The organism is Aeromonas sp. s3 (assembly GCF_040907805.1).
Classification (GTDB): domain Bacteria; phylum Pseudomonadota; class Gammaproteobacteria; order Enterobacterales; family Aeromonadaceae; genus Aeromonas; species Aeromonas dhakensis.
Genome location: NZ_JBFOCQ010000018.1, coordinates 1 through 25,561 on the forward strand (window position 1 = coordinate 1; position 25,561 = coordinate 25,561).

Annotated in this window: 27 protein-coding genes and 1 pseudogene; 18 read left to right on the top strand and 10 right to left on the bottom strand. The window is 61.3% G+C overall.

Translation table 11 applies throughout. The annotated features are described in order from the left end of the window. The first annotated feature begins 56 nt into the window (after nucleotides 1-56). Together AB5Y98_RS09730 and AB5Y98_RS09735 are read left to right on the top strand one after the other, a co-directional pair. Nucleotides 57-566 (top strand): annotated as a pseudogene (locus AB5Y98_RS09730) (N-acetyltransferase family protein). Nucleotides 567-648: 82 nt separating this feature from the next. Then, nucleotides 649-831, top strand: coding sequence for a DUF5363 family protein (locus AB5Y98_RS09735; RefSeq protein WP_005305116.1), 183 nt, complete (start codon nucleotides 649-651; stop codon nucleotides 829-831). Here the strand turns inward: AB5Y98_RS09735 and tppF are convergent. Further along, nucleotides 800-1,417, bottom strand: coding sequence for a type IVa pilus pseudopilin TppF (gene tppF, locus AB5Y98_RS09740; RefSeq protein ID WP_005305113.1), 618 nt, complete (start codon nucleotides 1,415-1,417; stop codon nucleotides 800-802). The genes AB5Y98_RS09735 and tppF overlap by 32 nt on opposite strands. Nucleotides 1,418-1,455: 38 nt before the next feature. Here tppF and AB5Y98_RS09745 point away from each other — a divergent pair, with 38 nt between their 5' ends. The 7 genes from AB5Y98_RS09745 (at nucleotide 1,456) to deoD (ending at nucleotide 8,650) form a co-directional block, all read left to right on the top strand. Beyond that, nucleotides 1,456-2,244 (top strand): TatD family hydrolase, encoded by a 789-nt coding sequence (locus tag AB5Y98_RS09745; RefSeq protein WP_065018779.1) that lies wholly within the window; start codon nucleotides 1,456-1,458, stop codon nucleotides 2,242-2,244. Nucleotides 2,245-2,457: 213 nt separating this feature from the next. Further along, nucleotides 2,458-3,732, top strand: coding sequence for a NupC/NupG family nucleoside CNT transporter (locus tag AB5Y98_RS09750; RefSeq protein ID WP_010636138.1), 1,275 nt, complete (start codon nucleotides 2,458-2,460; stop codon nucleotides 3,730-3,732). A gap of 124 nt (nucleotides 3,733-3,856) precedes the next feature. Continuing rightward, nucleotides 3,857-4,027 carry a XapX domain-containing protein gene (locus AB5Y98_RS09755; protein WP_005305103.1) on the top strand — a complete coding sequence of 57 codons (171 nt, stop codon included), beginning with the start codon at nucleotides 3,857-3,859 and terminating at the stop codon, nucleotides 4,025-4,027. Between the two features lie 390 nt (nucleotides 4,028-4,417). Further along, nucleotides 4,418-5,191, top strand: coding sequence for a deoxyribose-phosphate aldolase (gene deoC, locus AB5Y98_RS09760; protein WP_010636139.1), 774 nt, complete (start codon nucleotides 4,418-4,420; stop codon nucleotides 5,189-5,191). Between the two features lie 110 nt (nucleotides 5,192-5,301). Further along, a complete protein-coding gene (deoA, locus tag AB5Y98_RS09765; RefSeq protein WP_139399160.1) occupies nucleotides 5,302-6,633 on the top strand; it encodes a thymidine phosphorylase in 1,332 nt (443 codons plus the stop codon). Between the two features lie 14 nt (nucleotides 6,634-6,647). Then, nucleotides 6,648-7,856: a phosphopentomutase gene (locus AB5Y98_RS09770; protein ID WP_043171436.1), complete on the top strand. Its 1,209-nt coding sequence runs from the start codon at nucleotides 6,648-6,650 to the stop codon at nucleotides 7,854-7,856. Nucleotides 7,857-7,933: 77 nt separating this feature from the next. Then, a complete protein-coding gene (gene deoD, locus AB5Y98_RS09775; RefSeq protein ID WP_005305092.1) occupies nucleotides 7,934-8,650 on the top strand; it encodes a purine-nucleoside phosphorylase in 717 nt (238 codons plus the stop codon). A gap of 69 nt (nucleotides 8,651-8,719) precedes the next feature. On the opposite strand, the gene AB5Y98_RS09780 is transcribed toward deoD, so the two are convergent. Continuing rightward, nucleotides 8,720-10,966 carry a PAS domain S-box protein gene (locus AB5Y98_RS09780; RefSeq protein WP_368231823.1) on the bottom strand — a complete coding sequence of 749 codons (2,247 nt, stop codon included), beginning with the start codon at nucleotides 10,964-10,966 and terminating at the stop codon, nucleotides 8,720-8,722. Nucleotides 10,967-11,026: 60 nt separating this feature from the next. After that, complete coding sequence (locus AB5Y98_RS09785) at nucleotides 11,027-11,635, bottom strand: AhpA/YtjB family protein (protein ID WP_005305087.1); 609 nt, start codon at nucleotides 11,633-11,635, stop codon at nucleotides 11,027-11,029. A 120-nt stretch (nucleotides 11,636-11,755) separates the two neighbouring features. Here AB5Y98_RS09785 and serB point away from each other — a divergent pair, with 120 nt between their 5' ends. Further along, entirely contained in the window at nucleotides 11,756-12,766 is a 1,011-nt protein-coding gene (gene serB, locus AB5Y98_RS09790; RefSeq protein WP_368231824.1) for a phosphoserine phosphatase SerB, read from the top strand. 50 nt (nucleotides 12,767-12,816) lie between these two features. After that, nucleotides 12,817-13,722: an alpha/beta fold hydrolase gene (locus AB5Y98_RS09795; RefSeq protein WP_017765771.1), complete on the top strand. Its 906-nt coding sequence runs from the start codon at nucleotides 12,817-12,819 to the stop codon at nucleotides 13,720-13,722. Between the two features lie 115 nt (nucleotides 13,723-13,837). Here the strand turns inward: AB5Y98_RS09795 and AB5Y98_RS09800 are convergent, their stop codons facing one another. Continuing rightward, complete coding sequence (locus AB5Y98_RS09800; RefSeq protein WP_368231825.1) at nucleotides 13,838-16,216, bottom strand: PilZ domain-containing protein; 2,379 nt, start codon at nucleotides 16,214-16,216, stop codon at nucleotides 13,838-13,840. 100 nt (nucleotides 16,217-16,316) lie between these two features. Between AB5Y98_RS09800 and radA the strand changes: the two genes are divergently transcribed. After that, a complete protein-coding gene (gene radA, locus AB5Y98_RS09805; RefSeq protein ID WP_005305075.1) occupies nucleotides 16,317-17,681 on the top strand; it encodes a DNA repair protein RadA in 1,365 nt (454 codons plus the stop codon). 78 nt (nucleotides 17,682-17,759) lie between these two features. Here the strand turns inward: radA and AB5Y98_RS09810 are convergent, their stop codons facing one another. Both AB5Y98_RS09810 and AB5Y98_RS09815 read right to left on the bottom strand, forming a co-directional pair. Beyond that, a complete protein-coding gene (locus tag AB5Y98_RS09810; RefSeq protein ID WP_005305070.1) occupies nucleotides 17,760-18,140 on the bottom strand; it encodes a PilZ domain-containing protein in 381 nt (126 codons plus the stop codon). A gap of 101 nt (nucleotides 18,141-18,241) precedes the next feature. Continuing rightward, nucleotides 18,242-18,727 (bottom strand): Rsd/AlgQ family anti-sigma factor, encoded by a 486-nt coding sequence (locus AB5Y98_RS09815; protein ID WP_025201162.1) that lies wholly within the window; start codon nucleotides 18,725-18,727, stop codon nucleotides 18,242-18,244. A 97-nt stretch (nucleotides 18,728-18,824) separates the two neighbouring features. Between AB5Y98_RS09815 and AB5Y98_RS09820 the strand changes: the two genes are divergently transcribed. From AB5Y98_RS09820 to AB5Y98_RS09830, 3 genes are all read left to right on the top strand, one after another. Then, on the top strand, nucleotides 18,825-19,010 hold the full coding sequence (locus AB5Y98_RS09820; RefSeq protein ID WP_128830359.1) for a hypothetical protein: 186 nt from the start codon (nucleotides 18,825-18,827) through the stop codon (nucleotides 19,008-19,010). A gap of 58 nt (nucleotides 19,011-19,068) precedes the next feature. Next, nucleotides 19,069-19,341 (top strand): nucleoid-associated protein HU-alpha, encoded by a 273-nt coding sequence (hupA, locus tag AB5Y98_RS09825; protein ID WP_005305063.1) that lies wholly within the window; start codon nucleotides 19,069-19,071, stop codon nucleotides 19,339-19,341. A gap of 101 nt (nucleotides 19,342-19,442) precedes the next feature. Then, nucleotides 19,443-19,868, top strand: a complete 426-nt coding sequence (locus AB5Y98_RS09830) for a hypothetical protein (RefSeq protein WP_010636148.1) — start codon at nucleotides 19,443-19,445, stop codon at nucleotides 19,866-19,868. A gap of 75 nt (nucleotides 19,869-19,943) precedes the next feature. On the opposite strand, the gene AB5Y98_RS09835 is transcribed toward AB5Y98_RS09830, so the two are convergent. Both AB5Y98_RS09835 and dusA read right to left on the bottom strand, forming a co-directional pair. Further along, nucleotides 19,944-20,093, bottom strand: coding sequence for a hypothetical protein (locus AB5Y98_RS09835; protein WP_010636149.1), 150 nt, complete (start codon nucleotides 20,091-20,093; stop codon nucleotides 19,944-19,946). A 2-nt stretch (nucleotides 20,094-20,095) separates the two neighbouring features. Then, nucleotides 20,096-21,082 (bottom strand): tRNA dihydrouridine(20/20a) synthase DusA, encoded by a 987-nt coding sequence (dusA, locus tag AB5Y98_RS09840; protein ID WP_019838911.1) that lies wholly within the window; start codon nucleotides 21,080-21,082, stop codon nucleotides 20,096-20,098. Between the two features lie 138 nt (nucleotides 21,083-21,220). Here dusA and zur point away from each other — a divergent pair, with 138 nt between their 5' ends. Genes zur through AB5Y98_RS09855 form a run of 3 tightly spaced genes read left to right on the top strand, consistent with a single transcriptional unit; the run spans nucleotide 21,221 to nucleotide 22,362 of the window. Then, nucleotides 21,221-21,679, top strand: coding sequence for a zinc uptake transcriptional repressor Zur (zur, locus tag AB5Y98_RS09845; protein ID WP_005305041.1), 459 nt, complete (start codon nucleotides 21,221-21,223; stop codon nucleotides 21,677-21,679). After that, complete coding sequence (locus AB5Y98_RS09850) at nucleotides 21,669-22,130, top strand: chemotaxis protein CheX (protein ID WP_005305039.1); 462 nt, start codon at nucleotides 21,669-21,671, stop codon at nucleotides 22,128-22,130. Before zur ends, AB5Y98_RS09850 begins: the two co-directional genes overlap by 11 nt. A 4-nt stretch (nucleotides 22,131-22,134) precedes the next feature. Continuing rightward, a complete protein-coding gene (locus tag AB5Y98_RS09855; RefSeq protein WP_368231826.1) occupies nucleotides 22,135-22,362 on the top strand; it encodes a hypothetical protein in 228 nt (75 codons plus the stop codon). A gap of 64 nt (nucleotides 22,363-22,426) precedes the next feature. Here the strand turns inward: AB5Y98_RS09855 and brnQ (AB5Y98_RS09860) are convergent, their stop codons facing one another. After that, nucleotides 22,427-23,704 carry a branched-chain amino acid transport system II carrier protein gene (gene brnQ, locus AB5Y98_RS09860; RefSeq protein ID WP_368231827.1) on the bottom strand — a complete coding sequence of 426 codons (1,278 nt, stop codon included), beginning with the start codon at nucleotides 23,702-23,704 and terminating at the stop codon, nucleotides 22,427-22,429. 393 nt (nucleotides 23,705-24,097) lie between these two features. Further along, on the bottom strand, nucleotides 24,098-25,405 hold the full coding sequence (gene brnQ, locus AB5Y98_RS09865) for a branched-chain amino acid transport system II carrier protein (RefSeq protein ID WP_005305030.1): 1,308 nt from the start codon (nucleotides 25,403-25,405) through the stop codon (nucleotides 24,098-24,100). Nucleotides 25,406-25,561: the final 156 nt, after the last annotated feature.

The window sequence follows — 25,561 nt, forward strand, 5'->3', positions numbered from 1 at the left end:
GTCGTTTTTTTATGGCCGTGGATCGGCGCAACCACCAGGCAGGGAGAGCGAGGGTGATGATTCGTTTGGCGAGTGTGGAGGATGCGGTGGCGCTGGATCACTTCTTTGGGCAACTGGACAGGGAGACCCGCTTCATGCTGTATGAGGCGGGGGAGCGCCCCTCGGACATCGAGGGGCAGCGCCAGCGGCTCGAGGCCATGGCGGCGGCTCCCAATCAGGCCATGTGGCTGCTGGTGCTGGCCGGCGAGGTGCAGGGCTTTGCCGTGCTCATCGGCGGTGGCCTGGCGCGCAACCGCCACTGCGCCCTGGTGGTGATGGGGTTGCGGTCGAGTGCACGCGGGTTGGGATGGGGTGAGCGGTTACTGCGCACCCTGATCGCGGGCGCCGGCGAGCTAGGGATCCAGCGGCTGGAGCTGGGGGTGATGGCCCACAACGAGGTGGCGCACGCCCTCTATCGCTAGTGCGGCTTCCGGGACGAGGGGTTGCGGCGACAGGCCTATCGGCTGGACGATGGCTACGTGGACGAGATCAGCATGGGGTTGCTGCTGTCGCCCGAGGCGCCATGATGCGGCGGGCCCGGTTTGCTTCTGGCGGCGAGCGGGGATATGACGGAGCAACCGTCGACTTGATGAAGAGGGGAACGCGCGGATGAAAGGTATCTTGTTACGCTGGCTGGCTCGCTACGATGGCTGGTGCGAGGAGTGGGGGCTCACGCCGGAGAACCGGCGCTGCTGCGTGCCGGTGCGCCGGGAACAGGATGAGGCGCCGCAGGCAGAGCCGCAAGCCGAGTCGGAGCCGCTCACTGGAAATTGCGGGTCACGGCACCAGTGACGCTGTTGTAGTCGAAGGAGAGACCGTCGGGATAGGCGGGGAAGCGGCCGATGGAGTCGCGCAGGGTGTAGCGGCAGTTGCTGTGCGGCTCTCCCTCTTCATCTATCTGGTTGGCGGTCAGTTCGCTGGACAGGTAGTCGGCGTTGAGTTGCTGATCGGGATCCTGATCGACCGAGGCGACGGTGTAGCTGCTGTCCAGCAGCCCCTGAAACAGCAGACGGCAGTCTGACTGGTTGCTCACCGAGATGTAGTCGCCCTGACCTGCGACATAGGGTTCGTCGATCCCCTTGCGCCCCTGATCTTCGTCCGTACCGGCGGGCCAGCCATAGCGGTTGATGTCGAGATTGCGTTGCCCCATGCTGCCGAGATTGTAGAGCGCCTGATCCTGCGCCTTGACCGCCCAGCCGGCATGAGCCAGCTGGACCGCGCTGGCAAAGCTGGCCGCCGTTGCCGCGACCGTGCTCTTTAATGCGTCATCCTTGAGATTGATGAAGCGGGGCAGGGCGGTCACGGCCAGGATCCCCAGCACTATGATGACCAGCACCAGTTCTATCAGGGTAAAGCCGTGGCTTGTGCGTTTCATCATGATATGGACCCATTAATTACGACAAACAGGTGAGTGACATGCAATTGATCGACACCCATTGCCATCTCGATTTTCCGGTCTTCGATTCCGATCGGGCGGCGCTGCTGGCCGAGTGCCGTCAGCTGGGGGTGGGCGAGTATATCATTCCTGCGGTGGGAGAGGAAAACTGGGGTCGGGTGATGGCGCTGGCGGCAGAACATGACGGCATCTCCTATGCCCTTGGCGTGCACCCTTGGTATGTGGGCGGTCAGACGCCGGCGGTGCTGACCCGGTTGCAGCAACGGCTGGCGGAGCGCCCCCGCGGGTTGGTGGCGGTGGGCGAATGCGGGCTGGATCTGCGCTCCCACGTGCCGCAGGAGGGACAGCTCGAGATGTTCGAGGCCCAGGTCGAACTGGCCAAGGAGCATGAGTTGCCCCTTATTGTCCATTCGGTGCGTGCCAACGACACGGTGGCCAAGATCCTCAGACGTCTGCGCCCGGCCTGCGGGGGCGTCATCCACGCCTTCAGCGGCTCCCTGCAGCAGGCAGAAGCGTTCTGGCAATTGGGATTTCGGCTCGGCATCGGCGGGGTCATCAGCTTTGAGCGGGCCAACAAGACCCGGGAGGCGGTGCGCGACATGCCGCTGGAGGCCCTGCTGCTGGAAACGGACGCCCCCGACATGCCGCTGCAGGGTCAGCAAGGGGCGCCCAACACCCCTGCCAATCTGCCAATCATTGCGCAACTGCTGGCCGATTTGCGGCAGCAACCGCTGGCACATGTTGCCTCGGTGTTACATGAATCCACTCTGCGTACCTTCCAGTTGGGCAAGTCGAAAATTAACACCTGATTAACTGTTGCTAGCGACATGATAAAAAATGGGGGGAGTAAAAATCGTTTGCGGTCTAATTTGACGACCTCTAGCGCATTTCATGCTTATAAAATGTGACCAGCGTTCTACTTTGTCGCACCGTAATTAGTATAATGCGCACCCTTGATTGATGGCTTTGAGATACAAGTTGTTAACAAGCTGGAAGGTGCTACTAAAGAGGAAGTGTAAATAATGAATCTAATAATGGGTCTGGTAGGGATGGCAACGCTCGTCCTTATCGCGGTGCTGTTCTCCAGCAATCGCAAAGCAATAAGAGTGCGCACCGTTGCCGGTGCCTTTGCAATCCAAGCTGGCCTGGGTGCCTTCGTGCTGTACGTCCCGGTTGGTCGTGACATCCTGGTGGGTGTATCCGATGCTGTTTCCAGCGTCATCGGTTATGGCCAGAACGGCATCGAATTCCTGTTCGGTGGTCTGGTCAGCAACAAGATGTTCGAAGTGTTCGGTGGTGGCGGCTTCATCTTCGCCTTCCGCGTACTGCCGGTCATCATCTTCTTCTCCTCCCTGATCGCCGTTCTCTATTATCTGGGCATCATGCAGTGGGTCATCAAACTGCTGGGTGGTGGCCTGCAGAAAGTACTGGGCACTTCCCGTACCGAATCCCTCTCCGCCACTGCCAACATCTTCGTGGGTCAGACTGAAGCGCCGCTGGTTGTGCGTCCCTTCATCTCCAAGATGACCGACTCCGAGCTGTTCGCCGTCATGTGTGGTGGTCTGGCTTCCGTCGCCGGCTCCGTACTGGCCGGTTACGCCTCCATGGGCGTCAAGATGGAATACCTGATCGCCGCCTCCTTCATGGCTGCCCCGGGTGGTCTGCTGTTCGCCAAGCTGCTGGTGCCGGAAACCGAGACCCCGAGCTACGACGAGAGCAATGCCGATGGCGATCTGGAAGACAAGCCTGCCAACGTGATCGATGCCGCCGCTGCCGGTGCCTCTGCCGGTCTGCAACTGGCCCTGAACGTCGGCGCCATGCTGCTGGCCTTCATCGGTCTGATTGCCATGATCAACGGCATCTTCTCCGGTGTGGGTGGCTGGTTCGGTTATCCGCAGCTCTCTCTGGAACTGCTGCTGGGCTGGATCTTCTCCCCGCTGGCATTCCTGATCGGTGTGCCCTGGAGTGAAGCCGTCGTTGCCGGTTCCTTCATCGGCCAGAAGCTGGTGGTCAACGAGTTCGTGGCCTACCTGAACTTCGCCCCGTACCTGAAGGATGAAGTGCTGATCAATGGCGTGGCCATGTCCGACCACACCAAGGCCATCATCTCCTTCGCCCTGTGCGGTTTCGCCAACCTGTCCTCCGTTGCCATCCTGCTGGGTGGTCTGGGCTCCATGGCACCGAACCGTCGTGGCACCATTGCGAAATTTGGTCTGAAAGCCGTACTGGCCGGCTCTCTGTCCAACCTGATGTCTGCGACCATCGCAGGCTTCTTCCTGGCGCTGTCCAGCATGTAATGTCAGCCTGACTGACAGCTATAACCACGAACGCCACGGCATCTGCCGTGGCGTTCGTGTATGGAGCGGTGACAACCGTTTTCCTTTCTAAACTAATAATAAAATGAGTCAAATCGGAGGTTATATGAATGAAGTGCTACTGGCGATGGCAGCCGGCTTTATCGTTGGCTTGTTGTTTTCTTTCCTCAAATTGCCGATCCCGGCCCCGCCCGTACTGTCCGGGGTAATGGGGATCGTTGGAGTCTACCTGGGGGGCCTGGCATACTCCTGGATACTCACCCGTTTCTTCTCTTAACGCACTTTCCAGTACCGGATTTGCCAGATGTGAGGTACCTCTGAAAATGGCAAATCCGGCTTGCAAACAAGGGGTATCTCGGCTGAAATAGGCATTGCCAGCAGGGTGCTGGCATTGACTAATGCCCGATGAAATCGGGTGTTGGCGGTCAAATGGAATTGATTGGGAAGTCGGGTCAGACCTTGTCTGCCTTTCTCAAGTCTTCATGGAACCAAGTCCGCACTTTTGTAAGAAAGTGACAGGGCTCTTGCCTTATTTGCAGCCTATTGCCCGTGCAGTTGCGCTGCAATTCCATTCCCGTTTTTCCGGGAGTCGCGTCTTGCCGGTTGCGTTGCGACAGGCAGCACCATGCCCTGGAATTCGGACTACATCGAGACTTTGGAGAACAGAATGACTGATCTGAAACTGGCCGCCCAGCGCGCCCTGAATCTGATGGACCTGACCACCCTGAACGATGACGACACCGATCAGAAGGTGATCGACCTGTGCCGCAAGGCCAAGTCTCCGGCCGGCCTGACCGCCGCCGTCTGCATCTACCCCCGTTTCATCCCCATCGCTCGCAAGACTCTGCGTGAGATCGGCGCCGCCGACGTGCGCATTGCGACCGTGACCAACTTCCCGCACGGCAACGACGACATCGAGATTGCCGTGGCCGAAACCCGCGCCGCCGTGGCCTATGGTGCCGACGAAGTGGATGTGGTGTTCCCGTACCGCGCCTTCATGGCCGGCAATGAACAGGTCGGCTTCGATCTGGTCAAAGCTTGTAAGGAAGCCTGTGGCGCCAACGTGCTGCTGAAAGTGATCATCGAGACCGGCGAGCTGAAAGAGGAAGCGCTGATCCGTCGCGCCTCTGAAATCTCCATCGACGCCGGTGCCGACTTCATCAAGACCTCCACCGGCAAGGTGCCGGTCAATGCGACCCCGATCGCTGCCCGCATCATGATGGAAGTGATCAAGGCCAAGAACCCGAAAGTGGGCTTCAAGCCAGCCGGTGGCGTGAAAGACGCCGCCGTGGCGGGTGAGTACCTAGCCATGGCCGAAGAGATCCTGGGCAAGGATTGGGTATCCGCCCGCACCTTCCGCTTTGGTGCATCCAGCCTGCTGGCCAGCCTGCTGGCCACGCTGGGGCATGGCGACAAGCCGGCCAACACCAGCGGTTACTAATAGGTTGATGAGAGGGCGGACCGCTGTCCGCCCTGTTGCGCCCCACCCGTGTGGGGTGCGGGCAAGGATTCAGACTTGTGTAACGCCAGCAATGGCGGAGGGAATGAAAGATGTTTTTGCCTCAAGAAATCATTCGCAAGAAGCGCAACGGTGAAGCGCTCAGTACCCAAGAGATTCAATTTTTCGTTCAGGGCATTACCAACAACACCATCGGCGAGGGCCAGATTGCGGCACTGGCGATGGCGGTCTACTTCAAAGACATGACCATGGATGAGCGGGTTGCCCTGACCTGTGCCATGCGCGATTCCGGCATGGTGCTGACCTGGGATCACCTCAATCTGGGCGGCCCCATCGTCGACAAACACTCCACCGGCGGCGTGGGTGACGTCGTCTCCCTGATGCTTGGCCCTATGGTCGCCGCCTGTGGCGGTTTCGTGCCGATGATCTCCGGCCGTGGCCTGGGCCACACCGGCGGCACCCTGGACAAGCTGGATGCCATCCCCGGCTACCAGACCTCGGTCGACAACGACCGTTTCCTGAAAGTGGTGAAAGAGGCCGGTGTCGCCATCATCGGTCAGACCGGCGATCTCGCCCCGGCCGACAAGCGTATCTATGCGGTACGGGACATCACTGCCACTGTCGAATCTATCGCCATGATCACCGGCTCCATCCTCTCCAAGAAGCTCGCCTCCGGGCTGGAAGCGCTGGTGATGGACGTGAAAGTGGGCTCCGGTGCCTTCATGCCGACCTTCGAAGCTTCCGAAGAGCTGGCCAAGAGCATAGTTGCGGTGGCCAACGGTGCTGGCTGCCGTACTTCAGCGCTCTTGACCGACATGAACCAGGTGCTGGCCTCCAGCGCCGGCAACGCGGTGGAAGTGCGCGAAGCGGTGCGCTACCTGACCGGCGAATACCGTAACCCGCGCATCCATGCCGTCACCATGGCGCTGTGTGCCGAGATGCTGATCTCCGCCGGCCTGGCCAGCGACGACAGCGATGCCCGCCACAAACTGCAGGCGGTGCTGGACAACGGCAAGGCGGCGGAGATCTTCGGTCGCATGGTGACTGGCCTCGGTGGCCCGAGCGACTTCATGGAGCGCTACGATCATCACCTGCCCAAAGCCGCCATCGTGCGCCCCGTCTATGCCGCCAACAGCGGTTTCGTGACCGCCATGGATACCCGCGAACTGGGTCTGGCCGTGGTCGCCATGGGCGGTGGCCGTCGCGCTGCCGGTGACAAGCTTGATTATGCCGTCGGTCTGACCGACTTTATCCGCCTGGGTCAAAGTGTTGAGGCAGACAAGCCGCTCGCCCTGATCCACGCTCAAACTGAAGAGCAATTTGCTCAGGCCGCCAGCATGGTGCAGGCTGCCGTCAAGATCGGTGATACCCAACCGGAGGCGCTGCCCGAGGTTTACCGTCGCATCGGTCTGGCTGATTTGTAACAAGGGGAAGTCCCATGAAACGTACCTTTATTCTGATGATGGACTCTTTCGGCATTGGCGCAGCCGCCGACGCCGACAAGTTCGGCGATGTGGGCGCCAATACCCTTGGCCATATCGCCAAGGCCTGTGCCGCCGGCGAACTCGAGGGTCGTGGCGCCCTCAATCTGCCGAACCTCAGCAAGCTGGGTCTGGGCCACGCGGGTGAACTCGCCAGCGGCACCTTCCCGGCTGGCCTGAACAAGGACGTCGAGGTAGTCGGTGCCTACGGCTTTGCCCAGGAGCTCTCCTCCGGCAAGGACACCCCGTCCGGTCACTGGGAAATTGCCGGCGTGCCCGTGCTGTTCGAGTGGGGTTACTTCCATGACCACCACAACAGCTTCCCGCAGGAGCTGCTGGACGCCATCGTCGAGAAGGCCGGTCTGCCGGGCTATCTGGGCAACTGCCACGCCTCCGGTACCCAGGTGCTGGATGATCTGGGCGAAGAGCACATGCGTACCGGCAAGCCGATCCTCTACACCTCCGCCGACTCCGTGTTCCAGATCGCCTGCCACGAAGAGACCTACGGCCTCGAGAAGCTCTATGAGCTGTGCCACATAGTGCGCGAGCTGTTGGAGCCCTACAACATCGGCCGTGTCATCGCGCGTCCGTTCGTGGGCAGCGGCAAGGGTAACTTCAAGCGCACCGGCAACCGTCACGACTACTCCGTACTGCCGCCGGCGCCGACCGTGCTGGACTACATGAAGGAAGCGGGCGGCCAAGTGGTTTCCATCGGCAAGATCGCCGACATCTATGCCCAGCAGGGCATCACCAAGCAGGTGAAAGGCACAGGTCTGACCGAGCTGTGGGACAGAACCCTGGAAGAGGTGAAAGCGGCCGGTGACCAGACCATCGTCTTCACCAACTTCGTCGACTTCGACTCCTCCTATGGTCACCGTCGCGACGTGAAGGGCTACGCCGATGCGCTGGAGTACTTCGACTCCCGCCTGCCGGAGCTGTTCGAGCTGATGCAGGATGGCGACGTGGTGGTGCTGACCGCCGACCACGGCTGTGACCCGACCTGGAGCGGCACCGACCACACCCGCGAGTACATCCCAGTGCTGTTCTACGGCAAGCCGGTCAAGGCCGGTTCCGTCGGTCGTCGCGAGACCTTCGCGGACATCGGCCAGAGCATCGCGGCGTACCACGGTCTGCCCAAACTGGCGTACGGTACCAGCTTCCTGTAAGTTACCCGCCCGTCGCCTCGGCGGCGGGCAACCAATAAAGACAATAAAACTCAACCTAGTGTGAAGGAATCAAGAGAATGGCAACTCCTCATATCAATGCGAAAGATGGCGCCTTTGCTGACACCGTGCTGATGCCGGGCGACCCCCTGCGCGCCAAGTACATCGCCGAAACCTTCCTGGAGAACGTCGAACAGGTGTGCGACGTGCGCAACATGTTCGGTTTCACCGGCACCTACAAGGGTCGTCGCATCTCCATCATGGGCCACGGCATGGGCATCCCGTCCTGCTCCATCTATGCAAAAGAGCTGATCACCGATTACGGCGTGAAGACCCTGATCCGCGTCGGTTCCTGCGGTGCCGTGCGTGAAGACGTGAAACTTCGTGACGTGGTGATCGGCATGGGTGCCTGCACCGACTCCAAGGTGAACCGTCTGCGCTTCAAGGATCACGACTTCGCCGCCATCGCCGACTTCGATCTGGTTGCCAATGCCGTACAGGCCGCCAAGAACAAGGGCGTTGCCGTGCGCGTCGGTAACATCTTCTCCGCCGACCTGTTCTACACCCCGGACCCCTCCATGTTCGACGTCATGGAAAAATACGGCATCCTGGGTGTCGAGATGGAAGCCGCCGGCATCTACGGTGTGGCTGCAGAGTACGGTGCTCGCGCACTGACCATCTGTACCGTCTCCGACCATATCCGTACCGGTGAGCAGACCACCTCTGAAGAGCGTCAGCTGACCTTCAACGACATGATCGAAATCGCGCTGGATTCCGTCCTGCTGGGCGACAACTAATCCTCTTCGCGCATGAATAATGACAACGGCGGCCCTCGGGCCGCCGTTTTGCATTTCAAGGAGGGAAGATCAGAGGTCGAGGGCGAAGCGCCCCTTGCCGGCCTGTTTGGCCCGGTACATGGCGCTGTCGGCCCGGTGCAGCAGGTCGTCGATGTGACAATACTGGCCCGAGTGGCAGATGGCTCCGCCGATGCTGCCGGCGAGGGGCAACAGGTGGCCGGCCACGTCGGCCGGTACCGCCATGGCCGCCAGCAGCCGTTCGCACAGGGCGGGCAGCTCCAGCTCCGGCTGGCGCAGGGCCGGCAGTATGATGGTGAACTCGTCGCCGGCCAGGCGCGCCACCATGTCACCGGGGCGCACCTCGGCACTGAGCACGCCTGCGAAGCGCTGCAGCAGGGCGTCGCCGACGTGGTGGCCGAGCTGATCATTGATCTGCTTGAAGCCGTCGAGATCGAGAAACAGCAGGCCCAGGGTCTCGGCATTCTGACGCACCCGCTCCAGCTCCCGGGAGAGACGCAGGGTGAAGGCGCGCCGGTTGGGCAGGCCGGTGAGGGGGTCGTGGGCCGCCTCGTGCTCCAGCTGGTTCTGCAGCGCCTTGAACTCGGTGATGTCGCTGCCGAGGATGTAGACCCCTGGCTCGTCGCCCCGGCTCGGGATCATGGTGATCCTGAGATCCCGTGGGCCTATGGGTAGCGCGAAGCGGTTCTCGAAGCTCACCTGCTCGCCGGCGAGGGCCCGCTCCAGATGGGCGATGGCCCGGCCGTAGGCCGCGTCGCCGATCACCTCCCGCACGCTCATCTCCCGTATCCGCTCGGGATCCAGCCCGAAGTAGCGACAGTAGGCCTGGTTGGCAAACAGGTAGCGCCCCTCGGGCGAGACCATGCTGATGGTGACCGGCAGACCGTCGGTGATGGCCCGCAACCGGGCCCGCCCGCGCTCGATTTCCGCCAGCACCTGGCGGCGGGCGCTGATGTCGTGCAGGAACAGGGCGAGGCGCACCTTGCCGTCGAACTGGTAGCGCTCGGCGCTCACCTCGACCGGGACCTGGCGGCCGCTGCGGGTGCCGATGTCGCACTCCAGACGGCGCTGCGCGCGCTCGGGATGGGTCAGCAGCACCAGCAGAGGGTGAGCGCTGCCGAGCAGGGCGGGCAGGGTGCGTCCCAGCATCTCCTCGGGGTGCCAGCCGAGCAGGGTGGTGGAGGCCGGGTTCCAGCCGGTAATGACCAGCGCCTCGTCGAGCTCGAGGAAGGCGTTGCTGGTGTGCTCCAGCATGTGCTGCAGCCGGCGCTGCTCCTGCCACAGGCGTTGCTGCACGGCGCCGCGCTCCTGCATCTCTCCATGCAGTTGCTCCACCGTGCTCGACAGCTCGCGGGTGCGCTCACGCACCTGCTGCTCGAGCCCCTGCTGCAGTTGCAACAGCTCGGCCTCGACCTGTTTGCGCTCGGTGAGGTCGGCAAAGACGGCGATCATGTGGGGGGCCATGGTGCGGCTCTGGCACTGGGTCACGCTGAGCTGGACCCAGCACAGGCTGCCATCGGCGCGGATCATCCGCTTCTCCAGCCTGTAGTCCTGCCGTTGCCCCGCGAGCAGGGCGGTGAACAGGGCCAGCTCGCGCGGCAGATCCTCGGGGTGGGTCATGGCGTGCCAGGTGCGTGTCAGCATCTCCTGTTCGCTGTAACCGAGCAGTCGCTCCAGCCCCGGGTTGGCCCGCAGCCAGCGTCCCTCAACCGACGAGAGGGCCATGCCCACCGACGACTGGTTGAAGGTGAGGGTGAACAGGTGCTCCTTGTCCTCCAGCACCTGGTTGAGGCTGCGTACCTGATGGCGCCTTTCCAGATCGTGCAGGGTGTTCTCCACCAGGCGGCCGAAGTCGTCGAGATCGCGACAGGCCTCCTCGTCGAGGTGGCGCGCGGCATGATCCACCAGACAGAGGGTGCCGAGCACCACGCCGTCCAGCGCCCGCAGTGGCCGGCCGGCATAGAAGACCACGTGGGGCTCGCCCGTCACCAGCGGGTTGTCGGTAAAGCGTGGGTCGAGCCTGGCATCCTGCACCTGCATGATGTCGGGGCGCAGGATGGCGTGGCCACAGAAGGAGTGCTCCCGGCTGATCTCGCACAGGGTGACCCCGGTGCGGGCGAGAAACCACTGCCGGTTCACGTCGGTCAGCGAGACCATGGCGATGGGCAGCGAGAAATGGCGGGTGATGAGCCGGGTCAGGCGATCCAGCTGGTCGATGGGCTCGCGGTCAAGCAAGCCCAGGATTCGGAGCCGTTCCAGTCGGCTCTCTTCATCCAGAGGAAGAGGGGGGGCAATCATACAGCGCTCCTGCTGGTGGCATTGCCTAGGTTGTATACAAGGCGATGAGGTCGCACCGTCTTATTGCGGTTCAACCGGTTTGCTTTTCTTCTTGTGCTTGCGCACCCGCATGTAGTTGCGGCGCACCCCGTAGGAGATGAGCAGCCCGGCCAGCAGGGCGACCAGCAGCATCAGCCGCTGTTTCTCCTGCACCACCTTGAGCCGGGTGTCCTTGTCCGCCAGCATCTGCTGCTCCTCCAGGGTAATGCGCAGATAGCCCAGCGTCTGCTCCCCATCCAGGATCTCCTGCACGAACTGGATGCGCCCCTTGCCCTGCTCGGGGACCGACTTATTGTTGTCGCCGATGGGCAGCAGGCTGTCCAGCGGCACTGCATTGTCCGACTGGGCGAGGGGAATGCCGCGGGCATCGTAGAGGGTGACATCGAGGATCTCGGGTTCGGCGGCCAGATCCCGGGCCAGCCGCTCCAGCTCGCTGTTTTTCTCCTCCTTGATCCAGCGTTTCATGTCCCGGGCGGCATAGGCCACCAGTGCCTGGGCCCGGTTGCGCGCCTCGCTGTGCAGCGAGGCTTGGCTCTCGCCCTGCATATGAATGAGCACGGCGAGCACCCAGAGTCCGAGCAGGACACCGGCACCCAGACTGAGCACACGTTTGATGGGGAGATGACGCAAGCGTTGAGCCTTTTGCTGACAAGGAGTGGCGGGATCTTGGCGCTTGCCTGTACAAAAAGCAATACGCTACTCTGGGCCAGTTTTGTTAACCCCATGATCACCAAGGAAGGCGTTATCCCTATGTTGTTGTCCCAATTGCCCGCAGATATTTCAGAGTGGCCCGAGTGCCTGTCCGGCGCCCCCTGGTGGGAGGCGACGCCACAGGCGCTGCTGCCCGCCGCCAGTGCGCTGGATGGCGCCTGGCTGGTGCTGTTTGGTCGGGCCCTTGGCGGCCACCATCTCGGCCGGCTGGCCGGGCTGCTGGCGCGGCACGGGCTGCAGGCACGGCTCTATCCACCTGCCATGCCGGCTGGGGTACCCCTGCTGCTGCTGGGCACGGGTCGCTTCTCACCCGCTCTGGTACAGACGCTCAAGGGGGAGGAGTGGGATATCGATCTGTGTCATCTGCCGGCCCTGCCCAGCCTGGCTGAGCCCGGTCTGCTGGTGATGGACATGGACTCCACCGCCATCCGCATCGAGTGCATCGACGAGATTGCCCGTTTGGCCGGGGTCGGCGAGCAGGTGGCGGCGGTCACTGCGGCCGCCATGCAGGGCAAGCTGGAGTTTTCCGACAGCCTGCGGGCCAGGGTCGCCCTGCTGGAGGGGGCACCGGTCACCATTCTCGACGAGGTGGCGGCCAACATGCCGTGGATGCCGGGCCTGCAACTGATGGTCGACACTCTCAAGCAGGCTGGCTGGAAGGTGGCGATCGCCTCCGGTGGTTTCACCCGTTTTGCCGGCCAGTTGCAGCGGGAGCTGGGGCTGGACGCCATCTTCGCCAACGAGCTGGCGGTGGTGGGGCCGCAGCTGACCGGCAAGGTGAGCGGGCGCATCGTCGATGCCACCGTCAAGGCCGAGGTGCTGCAGCAGCTGGCCGCGGAGTACGGCATCGCCACTGGCCAGACCGTGGCTGTCGGCGATGGTGCCAACGATCTCAAGATGATGGGGGTGGCCGGGCTCGGCATCGCCATCCACGCCAAACCGCTGGTGCGGGCCCAGGCGGCGGCCACCCTCAACCACCACGATCTGGAAGGGGTGATCTGCCTGCTTGGCGCCCTGGCCTGCCGCCAGCAGCGCTGGGATAGGTGCTGAGCCCACTAGGGCTGGACTCAACCCCACGTCACGGAGGACGTAGTCTCAAAATGGAACTGCTACAGCAATCCCTGTTTATTCCCTGCGGCGAACATCGGCTGCACGTACGCCACATTCAGCCGCGGGTTGCGGTACATGGCGAGCCGATCCTGATGGTGCACGGCGCCATCGAGAACGGCCGCATCTTCTATACCGAGTCGGGCAAGGGGCTGGCCTGTTTTCTGGCCCGCCACGGCTATCAGGTCTATGTGGCCGATCTGCGCGGGCGGGGGCTCAGCACGCCGGCCATTGCCGAGCAGGCCGAACATGGCCAGCATGAGCTCATCACCGAGGACCTGCCGGCCCTGCACCGCTGGATTGCCGCCCGTCATGCCGGCTTCAAGCTGCACTGGATGGCCCACTCCTGGGGCGGCGTCATCATGGCGTCGACCCTGGTGCGTTTTCCCGAGCTGGCGGAGCAGGTGGCCAGCCTGGTGTTCTTTGGCACCAAGCGCGGCGTGTCGGTACAAAATCCGGAGCGTTGGCTGAAGGTGGATCTGATCTGGAACCGGCTGGCCCCCTGGCTGGCCAGCCGCAGCGGCTTTCTGGCTGCGCGTAGATTGAAGATAGGGGCGGATGACGAGCCGCTGCGCTACCTGCAGGAGACCATCCCCTGGGTCAAGTGTGGCCCCTGGCAGGATCCCAGCGACGGGTTCGCCTATGACGAGGCGGCCGCCCGGGTCAACTGGCCGCCGCTCTGGATGATCTCGGCCAAGGCGGACAAGGTGCTGGGTCACCCGACCGACGTGCGCCGCTTCAGCGCCGAGATGGGCTCGGCCGCACGCCATACCCGGCTCGGCCGGGACAACGGCAACCGGCTCGATTACGACCACATCAACATGCTGACTGCACCTCAGGCGCAGGAGGATCACTTCCCGCAGATCCTCGAATGGCTGCTCAACCCGCAGGCGGCCTGATGGGGGAACCCCCGGGGGGCTGGTAGCCACAAGAATGCGAAAAACAATGGCGGACCCTGGGTCCGCCATTGTTTGCTGCTTGGTGTAGCGCCGTTTCGAGTCGGCGCCCTCTTCTTTACTTGATGGGCGCCGTGATGCCGAGCCGGAACAGAGTTGCCTGGCTGGTATCGGTCAGCTCGCCAACCCCCACCACGCTCCACAGCTCCTCTTCCAGCTTCTTGGCCTTGTGAATGGCGAACTTGGCGATGTAGTCCAGCTCGTTGGCGATGAAGTTGGTATCGGGGCGACCGGTACGGGAGATGCCGACCAGCACCGAGTAGAACTCCCCCTGGCGCAGTGCCTGCTCGATGAAGCTGCGCTTCTCCGCCACGTTCTGGAAGCTGCTGGCGAGCCGGCTGGTGAAGATGGGCAGACCGGTCGCCGTCTGCAGACTGGCGATATAGACCTCCTCCTCCTGGGGTTGATCCTCGCGCTCGATGGCCCGCAGCGGGTTCATGATGAGCTGCTTGAGCAACTCCCCCTGGAACAGCGGGTAGAGGTTGTCCTGATCGCCCTGCTCGGCACAGGACTTGAGCAGCCGTGACAGGCTGCGCGGCTGCGGCGCATGGCCGACCGAGGCCGGCTTGGGCGCCCCCTTGAGCTTGTTGATGTAGACCGGGGTGCAGAAGACGTGGTGGGTATAGATGTTGCGCAGTGCCCGCGCCATGCCGCGATAACGGCGCTGCTCCTGGGCCGCTTTGAGCTTGTTCTGGTTGCTTTCGATCAGCAGCTTGAAGAACTGGCGGCCGGTGTGGCGCTCGGGATCCCCCTCGATGCACAGGTGCAGCACGGTGCGGGTCAGGTTGATGCTGACCAGCCGGTAGGGGAGGCGTTGCAGATCCATGCTCTTGGAGAGTTCCTGAAGGCGTGGCAGGGCGATGGTGACTATGTCGTCCTTCGCTCCCTCGAACGGCTCTTCCAGCTCGATTTGCATGCCGTGGGCCGAGATGTCGCGGGTCCAGCCGAGCCAGGCCCGGCCATTGTGCTTGATGGCGACGGCGGTCTTGTGGATGTAGCGAGCCTCCTTGCGCAGCTGGACATAGTGCAGCGTCTCGATCTCGAAGGGGGCGGCACTGCTGTCGTGACCGAAGCGTTGCAGCTCGTTGGCGTTGTGCTGGCTGGAGGCGTCGAACTGGAACTCTTCCCGCTGGCTGTCGAGGCCGACTTGCTGCAGCAGACCGACGTAGCTTATCTGCTTGAGCCGCTCCTGCAGCAGCATGTCCTGCAGCTGGGGGCTCTCCTTGCCCTGCTGACTGGCCAGATCGGCCTCGTGCAGATCGCAGCGCTCCAGACTGAACTTGTAGACGCGCCAGCTGGGGCGACGGGCCCCGACCTGGAAGAAGAGCGACATCAGGCCGCTTTGCAGCAGCTCCTCCCGGGTGGCGGAGAAGAAGTAGAGGTGGCTGCGCACCGAGTGGGTAAAGCAGTAGATCAGGGTCTCTTTCAATTCCCCCTTCGCCGGCAACAGGGCCTGCATGCGGGTGGCCGAGAACAGGCTGGCGAGCATGTCGCGGTTCTTGGCGTCGCGCCAATACTCCAGGATGTGCTGGTTGTTCTCGGTGCGCAGGGCGATCTCGAGGCTGGGGCTGTCGCCCGAGCCGAAGAACAGTGGCATGCCGGTCATGCGCGGCAGGTAGAACTGCTCATACCCCTTGATGATGGCGGCGGAGAGCAGGTAGTCGACGCTGACCCGGTAGCGGCTCTTGTTACTCTCGATGAAATCGTTCAGAAACTGGTCGAAGGCCGGGTGCTCGCCGGTCTTGATCAGCCTGAGCCAGTATTTCCCCTCCTTGCTCTCTTCCCCGAGGATCTGGTAGCTGACCGAATGGTGCAGGACGGGATTGGGGTGATCCCGCTCCAGCCCGGTGAAGAACACCTCGACCTGAGCGCCGGTCTGGTAGTTGGGCAGATAGGGCACCGAAACCCGGATCCCGCCTAGAGAGAGATCGGAACTCTTGGCGAACAGCTTGTCGCCATCGGCGAACTTGATCACCACGGGGGAGCTGAAGTGCATCCGCTCCTGGCGCCGGCCATAGTAGCTGGCAAAGGAGATGGGATTGACGTCGTACTGGCGAAAGGGGCTAACGGGGGGCTGGAGCTGGCCATCGTTCTTGCCATGCTGGTATTTTTGCCAGTATTGCAGCGCTTCGTAGACCCCCAGGGTGTAGTCATCCTTGTAGAGGTAGCACTGGGACTGGAACAGGCCGATGGCCTCGGCCGGCATGAAATGGGTGATCCCTTCGAACTCGTGCACCAGGCACTCATCGCCCAGCTCGTCGCGCATGTCGATGACCCGGCGGCAGGGGGTGCATTTGCGTTTGAGCTCCATCTTGATCAGAAAACGGCTGTTGCTGTTCTCGTCCTGGGTCAGGCGATTGAAGATGTCATCGAAATCCTTTTCTCTGAGCAGAGGAATAAGTTGTTCAATCAGGTGCTGTTGTTGTTCTGATTCCATGTGTTCCTGCCACGGAAAGTCACTTTTCCGATTCTGGGTTTGATCTGTCGGTCGCAAACAAGTATATCAAGCAGGAATTCATCCTGTCCCCGAGTTATCCATGGCCAAAAACAAAACTGCCTATGTTTGTACCGAATGTGGCGCCGACTTCACACGCTGGCAGGGCCAGTGCAGTGAGTGCAAGGAGTGGAACACCATCAGCGAGGTGCGCCTCGGATCGGTGACCCCGGGCAAGAGTGCCCGCTACAGCGGCTATGCCGGCGCCGTCGGCAGCCAGGTGCAGACGCTGGCGGAGATCGCCACCACCGAGATCCCCCGCTTCTCTTCCGGCTTCAAGGAGCTGGATCGGGTGCTTGGCGGCGGCGTGGTGCCGGGGTCGGCCATCCTGATCGGTGGCAACCCGGGGGCGGGCAAGTCGACCCTGTTGCTGCAGACCATGTGCGGCCTGGCCGAGCGAATGAAGACCCTGTACGTCACCGGTGAGGAGTCGTTGCAGCAGGTGGCGATGCGGGCATCGCGTCTCGGCCTGCCCACCGACAAGCTGCGCATGCTGTCGGAGACCTCGGTCGAGCAGATCTGCCTGATTGCCCAGCAGGAGCAGCCGCAGATCATGGTCATCGACTCCATCCAGGTGATGCATGTGGCGGATGTGCAGTCGGCGCCGGGGTCCGTCTCCCAAGTGCGGGAAGCTGCCGCCCTGCTGACCCGCTATGCCAAGCAGAATCACGTCGCCATTTTCATGGTAGGCCACGTGACCAAGGATGGCACCCTGGCCGGTCCCAAGGTGCTGGAGCACTGCATCGACTGTTCCGTGCTGCTCGACGGCAGCCACGACTCTCGCTTTCGAACCCTGCGCTCCCACAAGAACCGCTTCGGGGCGGTCAACGAGCTGGGGGTCTTCGCCATGACGGGGCAGGGTATGCGGGAAGTGAGCAACCCTTCCGCCATCTTCCTCAGTCGCGGTGAAGAGCAGGCGCCCGGCTCCATCGTGATGGTGATCTGGGAGGGCACGCGTCCGCTGCTGGTGGAGTTGCAGGCGCTGGTGGACTACTCCCAGCTCTCCAATCCGCGCCGGGTGGCGGTGGGGATGGATCACAACCGGCTCGCCATGCTGCTGGCAGTGCTGCATCGCCACGGCGGGTTGCAGATGGCGGATCAGGATGTCTTCATCAACGTGGTCGGCGGGGTCAAGGTAGAGGAGACCAGTGCGGATCTGGCCCTGTTGCTGGCCATGGTCTCCAGTTTTCGCGATCACTCCCTGCCCAAGGATCTGGTGGTGTTCGGCGAGGTGGGGCTGTCCGGCGAGATCCGGCCCGTACCCTCCGGCCAGGAGCGGTTGCAGGAGGCCGCCAAGCATGGCTTCCGCCGGGCCATAGTGCCGCATGCCAACGCGCCCAAGCATCCCATCGAGGGCATGGAAGTGGTGCCGGTCAAGAAGCTGGCTGATGCGCTGGAGGCGCTGTAAGCAGAACAGGGTTCGCAGACGGGCAACAAAAAGGAGCGCAATGGGCGCTCCTTTTTATTGGGTGATAGGGGCAGTGGCTCAGGGGTGAGGGTGCTCGAGATGCTCGCTCAGCAGCTGTTCCAGCTCCCGGTGCAGCAACTCTTCATCGCCGACGTTGAGTTCGATCATCCGCTTGAGATGGGTGGCGCTGTCGATATCGATATGGTGGCAATAGAACCCAAGCTTCTTGCTGGCTTCATGGGTCAGCATGACCTGCATCTTGATCTCGATGTCACTGCCGCTCAGCACGAAGCTGAGTGAGTACTCTTTGTCGTCATTGCTTTCCCAGTCATCGGGCCGGATCAGCAGGGCGCCCTGCAGGGAAATATCGACCAGCTGGGTCCGCCATTTTTTATCGCCCTGGACGAGATCGGCCATGGTCAAGTAAAGGATCCGTGAAAAACGGCGACGCTCGGACATTCTCATCTCCTGTCAGCAATAGGTACGGGTGCTATAGGTCATGACATAGAGTGTAATGCACCTTGCACATCAGGATCTTGAACTGGCTCCGAAATTGGATATCAAACCTGTTGGGCGCTGAGTGACTCTACTACCTGCAGTGCCTTGATCAACCGATCTTCCTGCTTGAAACGATCTTCCAGCACGGGGCCAAGCTGGTTCAAGTCTTCATCCAGCAGCAGCATCTGGGCCTCGTCCGCGTTGCTGTACTTGTCGTTGAACTCCAGCGCGAACTCGGTGCAGGCGCGGATATGGGGGTAGATGCGCTTGGCCAGCTCCAGCTTGTCGCCGCTGGCCTGTTCGAAAGCGGTCACCACATGGTGGTAGATCTCGAAGTGGCCGGCGCTGACGTAGTCGACCAGCTGTTCGCAGAAACTTTGCAGTTCCACATGGCCCGGGAGCGAGCGCGGCTTGCTGTTGCGGGTGGGTTTCAAGCCGGCGAGCCGCATGTACTCGACCAGCAGTGCCTGTCTGGCGTCCAGCCAGTCATCGATAGCTCTGTGCTTTCCTGCCAATGCGCGTTTGGTTTGTTCCAGTTCAGTTAACATACTCCCTCCGTGGGGCATAGGCATGGAGTGCTATCGTGACAGGCCTCCGGCCTTTTTATGGACTGACGACACCTTCCTATAACTAGGGAAAATCCGGTTGACCGTCAATAGGGGCATGGGGATATTGTTACACCGGGTGGTGTTTTGGTTACAAGGCGCCATCATTTGCTCTCCTCTTCCCGTCAATTACGATCACGAAGGGGCGAGATATGTGACTATTTCCGCAGATCTTGATGAAAACCCCAGCATTCAAGCCAATCCGGCTGATAAAGCCTTTGCCTGAGTGTTTTTTTTTGAATAGAGTGGCCCGGTGCTAAATGCCCGATCATAAAGGAAATGTTATGAACAAAGCTCAACTTGTCGATGCAATTGCAGCCAAAGCAGATCTGAGCAAAGCTCAGGCCAAAGTTGCTCTGGAAGAGATCATCAATGGTATTACCCAGAGCCTGAAAGAAGGTGATGCTGTGCAGTTGGTGGGTTTTGGTACCTTCAAGGTGAACCATCGCGCTGGCCGTACCGGTCGCAATCCGCAAACTGGTAAAGAGATCCAGATTGCAGCCGCGAATGTGCCGTCCTTTGTGGCAGGCAAGGCGCTCAAAGACGCCGTCAAGTAATCCCCCAAAACCCGGCGCCAGCCGGGTTTTTTATTGCCATCGTCAGCGGAAATTGTTTCAGATACACTCAAGATATGGCGTGCGCTGTAGTGAGGTGGATGATGGAACAGAAAAATGCCATTCGGCAGGTTGCCGTACCTTGGGCTCCGTCCCGCCAACTCCCCCCGGGCCTGGTCGTGGCCGAACTTCATCAGGATATCTGGAGCGATTCCCTCACCATCATGCTGGGCAGGGCTCGCAGCATCGATCTGCCGCCGCAGATCCTGTGCCGGGTCTATTTCCGGCATATCTTCGCGGTGCGGGTCATGGAGGATTGCGATCTGGCCGAGGGCAAGGATAGTCATGCCATCGAGGAGCAGATCCAGCTCATCACCCCGTCCCGGTTTGCCAGCTGGTTCCATCAGGAGTCGGACGGCCTGCATCTGGATGAGGATCTGCAGCACTATCGCATCTCGACCTGGGATTACTGCGCCGATGTGCTGACCTCCAGAGCGCCCGAGCTGCAGTTCGTGGACAAAGGCGATTAGCGAGGCTGAAGAGACAATAAAAAAACCGGCAACACTGAGTGTTGCCGGTTTTTTATTGGTCGATGCGGGGTGAGTTCAGCCGAGCAGCTGGTCCCGATGCAACCCCAGCACGATGAGCAGGCCGATGAAGTAGAAGGCGCTGATCTTGACGCCCAGGATGGCGAGTAGACCGGCGCAGAGTCGGACGATGGCCTTGTGCAGCCAGGAACCGGTGAAGCGGTACATGGTTACTCCGCCGCTTCGGTGGCGGCGAATTCCGGCACCTTGGCCATGGCATCCAGCACCACCTGGATATCTGCTCCTGGCTTGCAGGCATTTTCGCTCAGGTGACGGCGCCAGGCGCGAGCCCCCTGCATGTTCTGGAACAGCCCCAGCATGTGGCGGGTCATGTGGGAGAGATAGTTGCCCTTGGCCAGCTCCTGTTCGATATAGGGCAGCATCATCCGCACCACCTCGTGGCGACTCGGCACGGCGTTGTTCTGGCCGAATACTAGATTGTCCACCTGCGCCAGAATGTAGGGGTTCTGATAGGCCTCGCGCCCCATCATGACGCCATCCAGGTGCTGCAGGTGCTCGAGGGTCTGCTCCAGGGAGGTGACGCCGCCGTTGATGGCGATGGTGAGATCCGGGTAATCCTGTTTGACCCGGTAGACGCGGGGATAGTCGAGCGGCGGGATCTCGCGGTTCTCCTTGGGGCTCAGACCGCTCAGCCAGGCCTTGCGGGCATGGACGATGAAGGTATCGCAACCGGCGTCGCGCACCTGCTCGATGAAGGCCTGCAGAAATTCATAGGAGTCCTGATCGTCGATGCCGATGCGGGTCTTCACCGTCACCGGAATGTCGACCAGGTCGCGCATCGCCTTGACGCAGTCGGCCACCAGTGCGGGCTCTCCCATTAGGCAGGCGCCGAAGCGGCCATTCTGTACCCGATCGGAGGGGCAGCCAACGTTGATATTCACCTCGTCATAGCCACGCTCCTCGGCCAGCTTGGCGCAGCGTGCGAGATCGGTCGGATTGCTGCCACCCAGTTGCAGGGAGATGGGATGTTCCTGCTCGCTGTACCCCAGGTAATCCCCCTTGCCGTGAATGATGGCGCCGGTGGTCACCATCTCGGTATAGAGCAAGGTCTGGCGAGTCATCAGACGATGGAAATAACGGCAATGCCGATCGGTCCAGTCCAGCATGGGGGCGATGGAAAAACGCTGCGCCTGCATAAAAATCATCCGGGTTGGCTAAACAAAGGGGGCGGATTTTACCACAACGTGAGGCAGCCCCAGAAAATGAATTTTGTCACCGCGCCAAAGGGGGCCCTGTGATAGTATCCGGCTAATAAAAAGGGTAATTGCGTGATCATGAATCAAGACCAACTTTTACAACGAGCCGAACGACTCTGCGAACAACGCGGGATCCGCTTCACCCCTACCCGACGTCAGGTGTTCAGGCTGCTGGCTGCCCATGGCAATGCCATCAGCGCCTATGATTTGTTGGCCCAGTTGCAGCAGACAGAGGCCCACGCTAAGCCGCCGACCGTTTATCGGGCGCTCGATTTTCTGCTCGAACAGGGTTTTGCCCACAAGGTGGAGTCGCTCAACGCCTTCATATTCTGCTGTCACTTCGACCATGCCCACCCGATGCAGTTGCTCATCTGTGACCAGTGCGGCGAGGTGGTCGAGCTGCATGATCCGGCGATCGATGGCGCGTTTTCCGAGCAAGCCAAGTTGCATGGCTTTACTATTACCAATAAGACGATTGAGGCACATGGCCAATGTGCTCGCTGTACGCCCACTGTAGGAAGTCAACATGAAGGCTGATTTTGTAAACCCGTTCCTGCTCTCCCTGCTCAATGTGCTCTCCACCATGGCACAGCTTGAGCTCAAGCCGGGCAAACCCAAGCGCAAGATGGACGAGCTGGCGCGCGGTGATGTCTCCGGCCTCATCGGCATGGTCGGCCCGCAGACCCGGGGATCCCTCTCCATTAGTTTCGAGAAGGGGCTGGCACTGGAGATCATGCGCCGCATGCTGGGCGAGGCGCCGGCCACCATCAATGAAGAGGTGACCGACATGGTGGGCGAGATCACCAACATGGTGACCGGCGGTGCCAAGCGCATGCTGGGGGAGAAGGGGTATGAATTCGACATGGCGACTCCCATCATCGTCTCCGGTCTCAACCACACCATCACCCATCGTGCCGACGGCACCAAGATCATGATGCCGTTTGAATCAGATTACGGTCGGGCAACCATCGAAATCTGCTTCGAGTAACCCTATGTGGAAAGCGCTGAAATGGTTCTTCATCGGCTGGGCCCTGCTGCTTATCCTATCTGACATCGAGATCACCACCTCGCTCTACAAGTACGAAGACAACCGGGTGCTCGTGAATTTTCCGCGTTGGCAGGCAGCACAGCCCTGGGGAACCTTTGAGTGGCATGCCGGGCGAGTGGAGACCCACTGGTACGGACTGGCCGGCAAACCCAAATCGGATCCGCTGCTGTAACGGCAGACCCCGCCCAACGAAAGAGGCCAGCTGATGCTGGCCTCTTTCGTTATTGGCTGACGGGTCAAGCGGCTTCTGCCGCCAGCGCCTCGCGGGGGCGTTGCAGCATGCCGAGGCCGCAGGTCAGCAAGGTCGGCAGCAACCAGGCCAGCCCCTTGTCGAACAGCGGCAGGAAGGCGAACGCATCCATCTGCATGCCGGCAGCGCCCAGCCCGTCCAGGCAGCCGAACAGGAAAGCCACCAGCAGCACGGCGCGAAACGCCAGCCGTGGTCGACCGAAACGGCCCTGTGCAAAGGTGACCAGCACCAGCGCGATGGCGACCGGATAGATGGCGACCAGGATCGGAATGGAGAGGCTGATGAGCTGGCTCAGCCCGACGTTGGCCACCATGATGGAGACGCATCCCATCAGCAGTACCCACTTGCGGTATGTCCAGCCGGCCAGACCGTGGAAGTAGTCGGCGCTGGCGCAGAGCAGGCCGACCGCGCTGGTGAAGCAGGCCAGGGTAATGATGGTGGCCAGGATTAACTGACCGGAGTGGCCAAACAGGCTCAGCACGTAGGCGTTGACGATGGCGCCGCCATTGTCGACGCTGGTCACCACGCCTGCTGCGCTGTTGCCGAGGTAGAACAGGGAGATGTAGACCGCCGAGAGACCAACCGCCGAGATGAGCCCTGCGATGGTCAGGTACTTGAACTGGCTCGGGTAGTCTTCGATCCCCCTGCGTTGCAGCAGGCCGATGATGAGGGCGCCAAACATCAGGGAGCCGAGGGTATCCATGGTGTTGTACCCCTCCAGCATGCCCTTGATGAGCGGCGTATCCATATAGTCGCCGCTGGCCTCTGGCTGGGTGCCTTGCGGGTCAACCAGGACCCCGATCGCCAGGATCAGCAGCATCACCATCAAGACAGGGGTCATGTATTTGCCCACCGCATCCAGCAGCCTGCCTCGGTTCAGCGATACCAGGATCACCAGTGTGAAGAAGAGCAGGCTGTAGAGCAGCAGACCGTGCTGGCCGGCGTCACCCAACCAGGGCTTGAGTCCCATTTCATAAGCCACCAGGCCGGTACGGGGGGTGGCGAAGGCCGGCCCCATGATGATGTAGATGGCAATGGCCAGCGCCGTGGCTGCCCAGGTCGGCAGATGGCGGGTCATCGCCGTCCAGCCACTGCTGCCCTGTCCGGCGCTGCCTCTGGCAACGGCGACCAGGGTCAGCAGAGGCAGACCCACCGCCGTCAGCAGAAAACCGACCATGGCGGCCAGCATATGCTCACCGGCCATGAAGCCGGCCAGCGGTGGAAAAATGATGTTGCCTGCCCCTAGATAGAACGCAAACGTCATAAAACCCAGTCCGAATATGTCGGACAACTTCAGTGATTTCGTCAAACCTGACCTCATCTGCCTTATCAGCTTGTTCTTGTTGATTGCACCCACTGCCTGGCAGATAACCGGATAACAATGCTTCCCTCTCCTGTGCCATCGGAAGATTGTCACAGGAGTACCATCTTGAGCATAAAGAAGAGATATTTGATCTCAATCACACATTAATATCTTGAAACAATTTAGTTGGCCAGAATAAATCACCGATAGAACTGCAACTGGCGGAAGCGAGAGGGCAGAGCGGGAAAGGGCGTGGCTGCATGACATAGTCGGCAGGAAACCATGCCGGGCGAGATGGCACACAAACAAAAGAGCCTGCACAAGGCAGGCTCTTTGACATGGGAGGGAGCGAAATCAAGCGGCTTCGGCAGCCAGTTTCTCGCCGGAGCGTACCAGCATCCCGAGGCCACAGGCCAGCAGAGTCGGCAGCAACCAGGCCAGGCCCTTGTCGAACAGCGGCAGGAAGGCGAAGGCATCCATCTTCATGCCGGCGGCACCCAGGCCGTCCAGGCAGCCAAACAGGAAGGCAACCATCAATACGCCACGGAACACCAGGCGCGGGCGACCGAAGTAACCCTTCAGGAAGGTGACCAGTACCAGCGCAACCGCAACCGGGTAGATGGCGACCAGCACCGGGATGGAGAGGCTGATGAGCTGGCTCAGACCCACGTTGGCCACTACGGCGCAGATGACGCCCAGCAAGACCACCAGCTTCTTGTAGCTCATGCCGGTGAGGTTGTGGAAGAAGTCCGAGCAGGCGGAGATCAGACCCACGGCGGTGGTGAAGCAGGCCAGGGTGATGATGGCGGCCAGGATGAACTGACCCGGCTGGCCGAACAGGCTCAGTACGTAGGCGTTGACGATGGCGCCGCCGTTGCTGACGTCGGTGGCGACGCCGGCAGCCGTATTGCCCAGCTGGAACAGGGAGACATAGACCACGGAGAGGCCGATGGCGGAGATGATGCCGGCGATGGCCAGGTACTTGAACTGGCTACGGTAGTCCTGGATGCCTTTCTGGCGCAGCAGGTCGACGATCAGGGCACCGAACATCAGGGACGCCAGGGTGTCCATAGTGTTGTAGCCTTCCAGGATCCCTTTCACGAAGGGGCCATTCTGATAGTCACCGGAAGAGACGGGCATGGAGCCTTGCGGCGCCACGAATACACCGATGGCCAGAGTCAGTAGCAACAGCATCAGCAGCGGAGTCAGGTATTTGCCGATGGCGTCCATCAGCTTGCCCTGATTCAGAGAGACCAGAATGGCCACCCCGAAGAACAGCACTGTGTAGGCAAACAGGCCGGCTTGGCCCATGTCGCCGATGAAGGGTTTGAGGCCCATCTCGTAGGCCACCAGACCGGTACGGGGGGCGGCGAAGGCCGGGCCGATGATGATGTAGATGGCGACGGCCAGTGCGGTGGCCACGCCGGCCGGCAGCAGCTTGGTCATGCCGGCCCAGCCGTTGCCGGCCTTGGCGACGGCAATGATGGTGATGAGGGGCAGACCCACGGCGGTCACCAGGAAGCCCAGCATGGCCAGAGAGAGGTGCTCACCCGCCATGTAGCCGGCCAGCGGCGGGAAGATGATGTTACCGGCGCCCAGATAGAACGCGAAGGTCATGAAGCCCAGTCCGAGCACGTCGGACAATGTGAGTGATTTCGTCAAGTTCAACCTCGTCTGTCTTGTAAACTATTGCTTGTTATAGTTTTTTATTGGTCGGTGACCGGCGTTGTTCAGGGGTAAAAAAAAGAGCCCCGCTTGTTTTTTCATCGCAACCAGTGGTTTGAGCTGGTCTGGAGCGGGCGCTCGTTTAGGAGTCAG